Source organism: Streptomyces sp. NPDC034037, assembly GCF_055575715.1.
The window spans coordinates 136,799-147,565 of the sequence record NZ_JBVISC010000014.1; the positions used below are offsets into that span (position 1 = coordinate 136,799).

Genomic DNA, 10,767 nt, shown 5'->3' on the forward strand with positions numbered 1-10,767 from the left:
GGAGCGGTGCGCGAGTCATCTTCCCCTTACCTTTCATGCCTTCAAAGGCGATACTGCGCGTCGTGCGCGCAACCGGGTGTTCATGGGTGAATCCGGTTGATGGGACTACGCTCCGATTCTCTCCGTGCAGGCTTGCGCTGCGTGAGAAATAAGAGCCCTGCGCGGTCGTTCTCGGACTGAGCTCCAGGGCTGGTTCGATGCTGTACTGGAATGGATACCGATGAGCGACGTGTCGTCATTCGACGAGACTTTCACCGTCACTACCGACAATCCTTTGCTGCGCGGTCATATCGTGCACGGGCGTCACCTTCTGCCCGGTGTCGGTTATGTGGATCTCGTGCTGCAGGTCCTCGCCCGCCACGGCCACGCCATGCCCGAGGTCGAACTGCGGAACCTCACCATCCTGGCGCCGCTGGTCGCCGCTCCGGGCGAGGAGGTCAGAACCACCGTGGCCGGGCGGCTCGCACCGGCGGGCGGATGGCGCATCGAGGTGCGCAGCCGTCGCGTGCAGGACGCCACGGACGTCCTGCACGCGGTGGTGTCGGTGAACCGATGCGTGCCCGTCTCCTTCCGCGAGCGGCTGACGCTCCCGCTCACCGGGGTGGACCGGGTCACCCGTCTCGCCGACATCTACACCTGGCTGCGGGAGCGCGACCTGGTCCACTCGGATCTGATGAGGATCACGGGCGCGGTGCACCACCGCTCCCAGGACTGGGTCGCGAAGGTGGAACTCGGCCCGGCGCATCACGCCACCGCGGGCGCGTTCCTCTTCCATCCGGCTCTCTTCGAGGGCGGGTTGCTCGGCGGCAGCGTGGGCAGCCACATGCTGCACGAGGGGGAAAGCGCCGAAGGCCTCTATCTGCCGCTCGTCCTCGAGTCGTTCCGGGCGGCCGCGCCGCTGGGCACGAGCTGCTTCGTCAGGGTTCCCGCCGACTCGATGCGCAGGGACGACGAACTGATCCGCCTGGCCGTGGAGTTCTACGACGAGAGCGGCCTGAAGGTCGCCGAGATCGGCCGTCTCGCGGCCAAGCGGGTCCGGTCCGTGACGGCGCTCGATGTGCGGGACGAGCCCGCGGCCGCGGCCTTCGGTGACTCTGGTACTGCCGTGCCGCCGGTCACGGTTCCCTCCGGTGCCCCGGAGCCCGCACCCGCCGCCGGACGCGACATCGGTACCGTACTGCGGGAGTTGGTCGGGGAGCGCCTTGGTGTGCCGACGGCGCGGGTGAGCGTCGACGGGAGCTTCTACGAGCTGGGGCTCACCTCGGCGGACCTGGTGTCCCTGGTGCCCGAGCTGGAGGACCGGCTGGCTCGACCGCTCTCGCCGACCGTCATGTTCGAGTACCGGTCGATCGCCGAGGTGGCGTCCGGACTGGGGGAGCAGACCCCGAAGGGGCAGGTGGCGGCCGATCCGGCCACCGCCCCCCGTACTCCTGTCAAAGAGGCCACCGACGCCGCGCCGGGTGTGAGCGCCGCGACCCTCGCCGGCCTCACCGACGAGGTCGCCGCCCAGCTGAACGTCCCGGCCGCCGAGGTCGATCCGGACGCCGAGTTCGCCGAGTTCGGGCTCGACATCACCGGCCTCGGCCGGCTGGCCGCCCGGCTGACCGCCCGCTTCGGCGTGCCGCTCCCGCCCGCCGCGTTCCCGGCGCACCGGACCGTACGGGCCGTCGCCGAAGACCTCGCCGCCCAGCTGGCCGCCGTACGCCCGCACGCGGGGACGACGTCCCCGCACGCCCCCGCCCAGGACGCCCCGGCCCGCCCGCACTCCCTGCTGCACACCGAAGTGCCGCGCGGCGAAGGTGGCGGTGAGGGCATCACGTACCGGACGCGGTTCAGCGGCGACGAGCCGTTCCTGCGCGACCACCAGGTGCGCGGTGACCGCATCCTCCCCGCCGTCGCGCAGCTGGAGATGGCGCGCGCGGCGCTCTCCCGCACCCTGGGCGAGGGGCACACCGGCGCCCTGCGTCTGGACGACGTGGTGTGGCTGAGGCCGGCGGTCAGCGGTCCGGACGGACTTGAACTGCGCGTCGACGTACGGGAACTCGCCGTCGGCGGCTATGAGTACGCCATCAACGGCGTCGGCAGCGACGGCGCGGCCACGCCGTTCAGCCAGGGTCGGGCGAGCCTGGTGACCACCGGCGGGCGGAGCCTGCCGCGCCTCGACGACCTGCGTGCACGCTGCACCGAGCGGACGATTCCCGCCGCCGACGTCTACGACCTGTACGCCTCCGTCGGCATGGACTACGGCCCGGCGCAGCGGTCCCTGGTGGAGCTGAGTCTCGGCACTGACGACCTCGGGCGGCCCCAGCTCCTCGCCGAGCTGCGGATCCCCCCGGCGGCGCCGGCCCTGGACGACTGCCTTCTGCACCCGAGCGTCATCGACGGAGCCCTCCAGGCCACCGTCGGACTGCGCCTCGCGCCGCGACGCGGCGACGGCCGACAGGCCCGCCCCGCGCTGCCGTTCGCCCTGGACCACGTGGAGGCCTTCGCCGCCACGCCCGCCACGGCGTACGCCTGGGTGCGGCACCAGGCGGGCAGCGACCCCGACTCCGCGACCCCACGCCTCGACGTGACCGTGTTCGACGAGTACGGCCGGGTGTGCGCGGATGTGACCGGGCTGTGCACGCGGGTCCTGTCGGAGGGGCCGCGCGCAACGGAGGCCCCCCGCCCCGCGAACGGCGCCCCGCTGGGCGAACCCACCCCCTCGGCCGAGCCCACACCCCTGACCGGGCCCGCGCCGCGGGCCGCGACCGACATCGCGATCATCGGAGTCAGCGGACGCTACCCGCAGGCGCCGGACCTGGACACCTTCTGGCAGAACCTCCGCTCCGCCCGCGACTGCATCACCGAGGTACCCGCGGACCGCTGGGACCACCGCCGCAACGCCGCCGCCGAGGGCTCCTCCGCCGGCAAGTGGGGCGGATTCCTCGACGGGATCGACCGGTTCGACCCGCTGTTCTTCCAGATCTCGCTGCACGAGGCCGAGCTGCTCGATCCGCAGGAGCGGCTCTTCCTCCAGTGCGCCCACCACACGCTGGAAGACGCCGGATACGCGGCGGGACCGGCCGGCAAGGTCGGCGTGTTCGTCGGCGTGATGTACCAGGAGTACCAGCTCCACGGTGCGCAGGCGCAGGAGCGCGGACAGCAGGCCGCACTGTCGGGCAGCGCGTCGAGCGTCGCCAACCGGGTGTCGTACTTCTACGACTTCACCGGGCCGAGCATGACCGTCGACACCATGTGCTCGTCGTCCCTGACCGCCATCCACCTGGCCTGCGAGGCCATCAGGAGCGGTCAGTGCGAGACGGCGCTCGCCGGCGGCGTGAACCTCCACTCGCACCCCAACAAGTTCCTGATGCTCAGCCAGCGCAGATTCCTCTCCAGCGACGGCCGGTGCCGCAGCTTCGGCGAGGGCGGTGACGGCTATGTGCCCGGCGAGGGCGTCGGCGCCGTGCTGCTCAAACCCCTGGCTCAGGCCGTCGCCGACGGGGACCACATCCACGGCGTGATCAAGGCGACCGCCCTCAACCACGGCGGCCGGACCTCCGGCTACTCGGTGCCCTCCCCGTCGGCGCAGGGCGCGGTCATCGCGGAGGCGCTCACCGCGTCCGGCATCGACACACGCTCGCTCGGCTACCTGGAGGCGCACGGCACCGGGACCGCCCTGGGCGACCCCCTCGAAGTCGTGGGCCTGAACAAGGCGTTCGAGGCGCACGGCGTTCTGCCGGAGCACTGCGCGATCGGCTCGGTCAAGTCCAACATCGGACACTGCGAGAGCGCGGCCGGCATCGCGGGGCTCACCAAGGTGCTCCTGCAGATGCGGCACGGCGAACTGGTCCCGAGCCTGCACTCCCACATCCTCAACCGGCGCATCGACTTCGACAGCACCCCGATGCGGGTGCAGCAGCACCTGGAGCCGTGGCGCCGGCCCACCGCGGTGGTCGACGGGAAGGAGCAGACGCTCCCGAGGATCGCCGGGGTCTCCGGCTTCGGCGCGGGCGGCTCCAACGCCCATGTCGTCGTCGCCGAGTACGTGCCGCAGACCCTGCGCCGGGCGACGCCCGCACGCCCCGCGCTGCTCGTGCTCTCCGCACAGACTGAGAATCAACTCGTCCAGCAGGCACGGCAGTTGCGTGCACATCTGACCGAGCTCGACGACGGCACCCTGCAGGACGTCGCGTGGACCCTGCAGACGGGCCGCATGGCGCTGGACGAGCGCCTGGCCTTCGCGGCGGCCTCCCTCGACGAGGCCGGTGCGCTGCTCGACGCGTTCGTCGCCGCCCCCGGGAGCCCGGGGGCGTGGGCGCGGGGCACCGTACGCCTCGGGGACCGGCCCGACGACTTTGGCGACGACACGCTGCGCGCCGCGGTGGCGGACTGGACGGACCGGGAGGAGCCCGGCGAGCTGCTGCGCCTGTGGGTGCGGGGAGCCGCGGTGCGCTGGGAGACGCTGCACCGCTCGACCCCCTCTCCCCGGCGCGTCAGCCTGCCCGGATACCCCTTCGCCCGGGACCGGTGCTGGTTCGACCCGGAGCCGGGCAAAGCGCCGGACGGACGGCAGGCCCCGGGCGGCGTGCGCAGCGGTCGGGCCGGAGGCCACGTACACGTGGAGAGCGGACCGGTCAAAGGTGGCGCGCAGGGCGAGCTGGTGCTCCTGCGCCCCGAGTGGGTCGAAAGTACCCGGGCCGCCGTACGCGAACAGGGGGCCTCGGACGCGGAGTTCGGCGAGCGCCACGTGGTCGTGATCGGCAGCCTCGGCGAGAAGGAGCGCGACACCCTGCGGTCCGCGCTGCCCGCCGGTACGGCGTACCACTTCGAGGCTCTGGCGGACGGCGCGCTGGACGGGCGGTACGCCCTGGCCGTGGCGCGCGTGTTCACGCTGGCCCGCGAGATCCTCCAGGGTGGTGTGCGGCGGCCGGTGCTGCTGCAGGTCGCCCTGGTCGGCGCCGCGGGAACGGACGCCGAACGGGAGCACCTGGCCTGCTTCGGCGGCCTCACGGGGCTGCTGCGCACGGCCCACCAGGAGAACCCCCTGCTGCACACCCAGTACGTCGAGTGCCTGGACGGAGCGGCACCGGCCACCGTCGCCGCCCGCCTGGCCGCGGAAGCCGTGCCCGACCCCGAGCCCGAGGTGCGCCACCGCGACGGACGCCGCCTGGTGGTACGGCAGAGGGAGATCCGTTCCGCGACGAGCGCGGCCGTGCCCTGGCGGGAGAACGGCGTCTACCTGATCACCGGGGGCGTCGGCGGCCTCGGCCGGATCGTGGCACACGAGATCGCCGCGTCCGTCGGGCACGCCACCGTGGTGCTCACCGGCCGTTCACCGCTGGGCGAGGAGCAGCGCGGCGCGCTGAACGCGCTGCGCGCGGCGGGCCTCACCGTGGACTACCAGCGCGCCGACGTCGCCGACCGTGACGCGGTCGCCCGTGTGTTGTCCCATGTGGCGCACACCCACGGGTCGTTGACAGGCATCGTGCACAGCGCGGGCGTCGTCGAGGACGGCTACCTCCTGCGCAAGAGCGAGGAGGAGCTGGCGCGGGTCCTTGCCCCCAAGGTCGCGGGCCTGGTGAACCTGGACGAGCTCAGCGCGGACCAGCCGCTCGACGTCTTCTTGTGCTTCTCGTCCATCGCGGGGGCCTTCGGCAACGCCGGGCAGGCCGACTACGCCGCGGGCAACGCGTTCATGGACGCGTACGCCGCCTATCGCAACCGCCTCGCCGACGCGGGCGCGCGCCACGGCAAGGCCGTGTCCATCGGCTGGCCTCTCTGGGAGGAGGGCGGCATGGGAGGCGGCGCCGTGCGCGAGAACCTGCGCGGCGTCGGCCTGGCCCCCCTGGACACCGCCCGCGGCCTCACGGCGCTGCGGTGCGCCCTGGCCCCCGCGGAGAACGGCCTCGCCGACGGCAGGCTGATCGTCGTCGTGGGGGAGCGGGACGGGGTGCTGTCCCGGCTCATCGCCGACGAAGCGGAGCCGCGGGCCGTGGCGAACGCACCCGAGGCCGCATCCGCGGCGGAGCCCGCCTCTCCCGCCCCCGTCACCGCGCCCTCCGGTACGCGCGACGAGGACGCGGCCCTTGAGGACAAGACGGTGGCCCACCTGCGCCGCGTGCTCGCGGCGTCGCTCAAGCTCGGTCCCGAACGCATCGCCGTCGACGCGCCGTTGGAGCGGTACGGCATGGACTCGGTCATCGCGGTGGGCGTGATCTCCGGCCTGGAGGAGTCGTTCGGGCGGCTGTCCCGGACCCTGCTCTTCGAGGTCGAGACGATCCGCGACCTGGCCCGGTACTTCATCACCGACCACCCGCGGGCCCTGCGCGCGCTGCTCGGTGAACCGGCACGTCCCGCGGTCGCGGCGCCCGCGACGGAGGCCGCCAAGGCCCCGGAAGCGCCCGCCCCCGAGGCCCCCGATGCCCGTATCGAGGTACGTGAGCGCGCCGCTGCCCCTGCCGGGGAGGCCGCGGGCCCCGTACAGGAATCCGCTCGCGCCAACGACGTCGCGATCATCGGCATCAGCGGGCGCTACCCGCAGGCCGGCGACCTGGGCGCGCTGTGGGCGAACCTCCGCGACGGCAAGGACAACGTCACCGAGGTGCCGGCCGACCGCTGGGACCACGAAGCCCTGTTCGGCGGCCTGGACGAGAGCCGGGCCCGGCCCGGCGAGTGGGGCGGTTTCCTCGACGGTGTCGACCGGTTCGACCCGCTGCTCTTCGGGATCTCGCCCCGCGAGGCCGCGGCCCTCGACCCACAGCAGCGGCTCTTCCTGGAGACCGTCTGGCAGCTCCTGGAGCAGAGCGGCGTGACCCAGGAGGTCATCGAGCGGCGCTACGGGCGGCGGGTCGGCGTCTACGTCGGCGCGGCCTACCACCTGTACCGCGCCGACGAGTCGGCGGACCCCGCCCTCGCGGCGCTCACCTCCGCGGCCTCGTACAACATGATCGCCAACCGCGTCTCGCACTTCTTCGGCCTCGAAGGGCCCAGCCTCGCCGTGGACAGCATGTGCGCGTCGTCGGCCATGGCCATCCACCTGGCCTGCGCGGACGTGCTGCGGGGCGAGGCCGAACTGGCGGTCGCCGGCGGCATCAACCTCACCGTCCACCCGGACAAGTACGTGGCGCTCGCCGAGCTGCAGCTGCTCGGCAGCGGCCCCGGCAGCCGCAGTTTCCGCGACGGGGACGGCTACCTGCCCGCCGAGGCCGTCGGCGCCGTACTGCTCAAGTCCCTGGACGCCGCGGTGCGCGACGGGGACCGGATCCACGCCGTCATCAAGGGCACGGCCTCCATGCACGGCGGCCGTGCCAACGGCTTCATGACGCCGAGCCGCAGGACGCAGGTGAAGGTCATGCGGCGGGCCCTGGAGCAGGCCGGTGTCGCGGCGGACTCCATCGGATACGTCGAGGCCGCGGCCAATGGAACGGCGTTCTCCGACGAGGTCGAGTTCCGCGCCCTGCGCGAGGTGTTCGACGGGGTGACCGAGCCGGTGGCACTCGGCACCGTGAAGTCGAACCTCGGCCACCCCGAGGCCGCCTCCGGCATCGCCCAGCTCACCAAGGTCGTCCTCCAGCTCCAGAACAGGGAGCTCACGCCCCTGACGGCGACGGGCGACCCCAATCCCAACCTGGACTTCGACGGCACCCCGCTGCGCCTGTGCGAGGAGCTCGCGGAGTGGCGGCCGCGCGGCAGCGCGGACGTGGACGGTACGCCGTCGCCCCGCCGCGCGCTCATCAACTCCGTGGCCGCGGGAGGCAGTCACGTCAGCCTGGTCGTCGAGGCGCCGCCGGCCGCGCGGGCGGACACGGACGCCGCACGGGACGCGGGACCCCAGCTGGTGGTGGTGTCCGCGGCCACGCCCGAGCGACTGCGTACGGCGGCACAGCGGCTGAGCGCGTTCCTGGACGACGACGCGTCCGCGTCTCTCGCCGACATCGCGTACACCTCGCAGCTGGGCCGTGAACCGATGTCCGAGCGGCTTGCCGTCGTGGCGGGTTCCGCGGACGAGCTGAAGCGGGGCCTCGACTGGTACCTCGCGGACGGCGCACGGGAGGCGGACGACACGCTCGCCCCCGTGCCGGTCCACCACGGCAACGCCGAGGAGGACGCGGGCCCGCTGGGCACCGTCCTCTCCGGCGCCCGGGGCGAGGCGTTCCTCGCGGGCCTCGTCGCGGACCGCGCGCTGGAGCACCTCGCCGAGCTGTGGGTGCGCGGTGCGGCCGTGCCGTGGGGCGGACTGCACGACGGCCGCCGCCGTCTGGCGCCGCTTCCGCCGACGGCCTTCGTGCCGGGGCAGTACTGGGTCGGACGCAGGCCGGGAGCCGTGCTCGCCGTACGGGCCGACGCGGCTCACGGCGCGGCGTCATCCGGTGGCGCCGCGAGCGCCGCCACCGACCGCTCCACGCGGCTGCAGGACCCGGCTCCCAGTGACGCCGAGCAGATCCTGCTCGACGCCTGGTCGGAGCTCCTGGGCATCGACGCCGACGACCTCGGGCCGACCAGCAACTTCATCTCCCTGGGCGGCAATTCACTGCTCGCCACACGGTTGATCAACCTGCTCAAGCGGCGGACCGGAGCGGAGCTCCCCGTCCAGGCGCTCTTCGAAGCGCCGCGGTTGGCCGACATGGCCGCCGAGCTGGAGCGCCGTACCCCCCTCGGATCCATCGGAGCCCTCGACGTGAAGGCGATTGTCGAGGGCATCGCCCTCGTCGAAGCCATGAGCGACGCGGAGCTCGACGCACTGGACATCGCGAAGTAAGCAGACAGGACGATGATGACCGTCATCAATGATCAGGGCGTGCAGGACCTCGCGCACAGGATCCGATCGCTGTCGCCCAAGCGGCGGCGCGCCCTGGTGGCCGTGCTGGAGAAGCAGGGCGTCGACCTCTCCGTACTCGACCTCGTACGCGACCTCTCCGGGTCCGGTGCCCTTCCGCTGTCGACCCGCCGCCCGGACGAGCCCGTGCCGCTCTCCTTCACCCAACAACGCCTGTGGTTCTTGGCTCAGTTGGACGGTGCGGGCTCGGCGTACAACATTCCGATGGCGGTGCGGCTGCGCGGGCACCTCGACCGTCCCGCCCTCGTGGGCGCGCTGCGCGAGGTGGTGCTTCGGCACGAGGCCCTGCGTACCCGCTTCGTGAACCGCGACGGCGTCCCGTACCAACACATCGACGACGGCACGGACTTCGAGGTCCGGCAGGAGGACCTCGCCGACCTCGCCGAGCTGCCCCGCATCTGCGCGCAGGAGGCCGCCGCCCCCTTCGATCTGGAGCACGACACACTGATCAGGGCCCGGCTGCTGCGCCGGTCCGACCAGGAGTACGTCCTGCTGGTGACGATGCACCACGGTGTCTCCGACGGCTGGTCGGTCGGCGTTCTCCATCGCGACCTCATGGCCCTCTACGAGGCGCTGCGCGCGGGCCGTCCCTCGCCGCTGGAGCCGCTGCCGCTCCAGTACCCGGAGTACTCGAACTGGCAGCGACAGTGGCTGGACGACGGGGTGCGGGAGCCGCAGGTCGCGTACTGGCGCGAGCGGCTCGCCGGAGTCGATCCGCGGCTCTCCCTGCCCACGGACCGCGAACGCCCACCGGTCAAGACGTACAACGGCGCACGGGAGGCCTTCCTCTGTCCGGCCGAACTCCTCGACGCGCTGCGTGAGGTCGGCGCCCGCAACGACGCCACGCTGTACATGACGCTGTTCGCCGCCTACTCCGCCCTGCTGCACCGCTACACGCGGCAGACCGACGTCGCCGTCGGCACGGTGGTGGCCAACCGCGGCCGCGCCGAGTTCGAGGGACTCATTGGCTTCTTCGCCAACACCTTGGTGCTGCGCACCGATCTGTCCGGTGACCCGACCTTCCCCGAGCTCCTCGCCCAGGTGAAGCGGCGGGCCCTTGAGGCGTACGAGCACCAGGACGTGCCCTTCGAGGCCGTCGTGGACGCCCTGCGCCTGGAGCGCAGCCTCAGCCACTCGCCGGTCTTCCAGAACATGTTCGTGCTCCAGGAGGCACAGACCTCCCAAGAGGCCAAGCTGGGCGACCTGGAGGTCCTGCCGGTCGAGGTCGACGTACAGGCCACCAAGTTCGACGTCACCCTCGACCTGCGCGAGACCCCGGACGGGCTCGCCGGCTTCGTCGAGTACAACACCGACCTGTTCGACGCCGAGACCATCCGGGGCTTCGTGCGCCACTACACCCACCTGCTCGCCTCCGTCGCCGCCGAGCCACAGGAGAGGATCTCCCGGCTCACCGAGCTTCCGGCCGCCGAGCGTCGGCGTGTGGTGGAGGAGTGGAACGAGGCTCCGGCCGGTCTGGTGGCACAGGAGCGGTGTGTGCATGAGTGGTTCGAGGGTGTGGTGGCCGGTGCGCCGGACGCGGTGGCGGTGGAGTTCGAGGGCCGTGCGCTGACATATGGCGAACTGAACGCCCGGGCCAACCGCTTGGCGCGCCACCTGCGTGAACTCGGCGTCGGACGCGAGACATTGGTGGCGCTGTGCCTGCCGCGCAGTGAGCACATCGTCGTGAGCGTCCTTGCCGTGCTCAAGGCGGGCGGCGGCTATGTGCCGTTGGACCCCGCGGCCCCCGTCGAGCGCCTTGAGCATGTGCTGCGCGACAGCGCGCCCCAGGTGCTGCTGATCGACGGGACGGTCCCGGGGGGGCTGGACACGGCCGGCGTCCCGGTGGTGGACGTGCGGGTGGATGCCGGGGTGTGGGCCGGGTTGTCCGATGCGGATCTGGATCGGGTGGAGGTGGGTTCGGGGCCTGGTGATCTGGCGTATGTGAT

The 10,767-nt window shown here is 72.5% G+C and carries 2 protein-coding genes; both read left to right on the plus strand.

What is annotated here, in order from left to right:
• Nucleotides 1–220: 220 nt before the first annotated feature.
• Nucleotides 221–8,743, plus strand: a complete 8,523-nt coding sequence (locus ACZ516_RS33195) for an SDR family NAD(P)-dependent oxidoreductase (protein WP_469013393.1) — start codon at nucleotides 221–223, stop codon at nucleotides 8,741–8,743.
• A 12-nt stretch (nucleotides 8,744–8,755) separates the two neighbouring features.
• Nucleotides 8,756–10,767, plus strand: a 2,012-nt coding sequence (locus ACZ516_RS33200) for a condensation domain-containing protein (protein WP_469013394.1), incomplete at its 3' end; no start/stop codon positions are given.

Excerpts from the sequence above, each read along its gene's own strand:
- ACZ516_RS33195 (WP_469013393.1), top strand. The coding sequence starts at position 221 with ATGAGCGACGTGTCGTCATTCGACGAGACTTTCACCGTCACTACCGAC.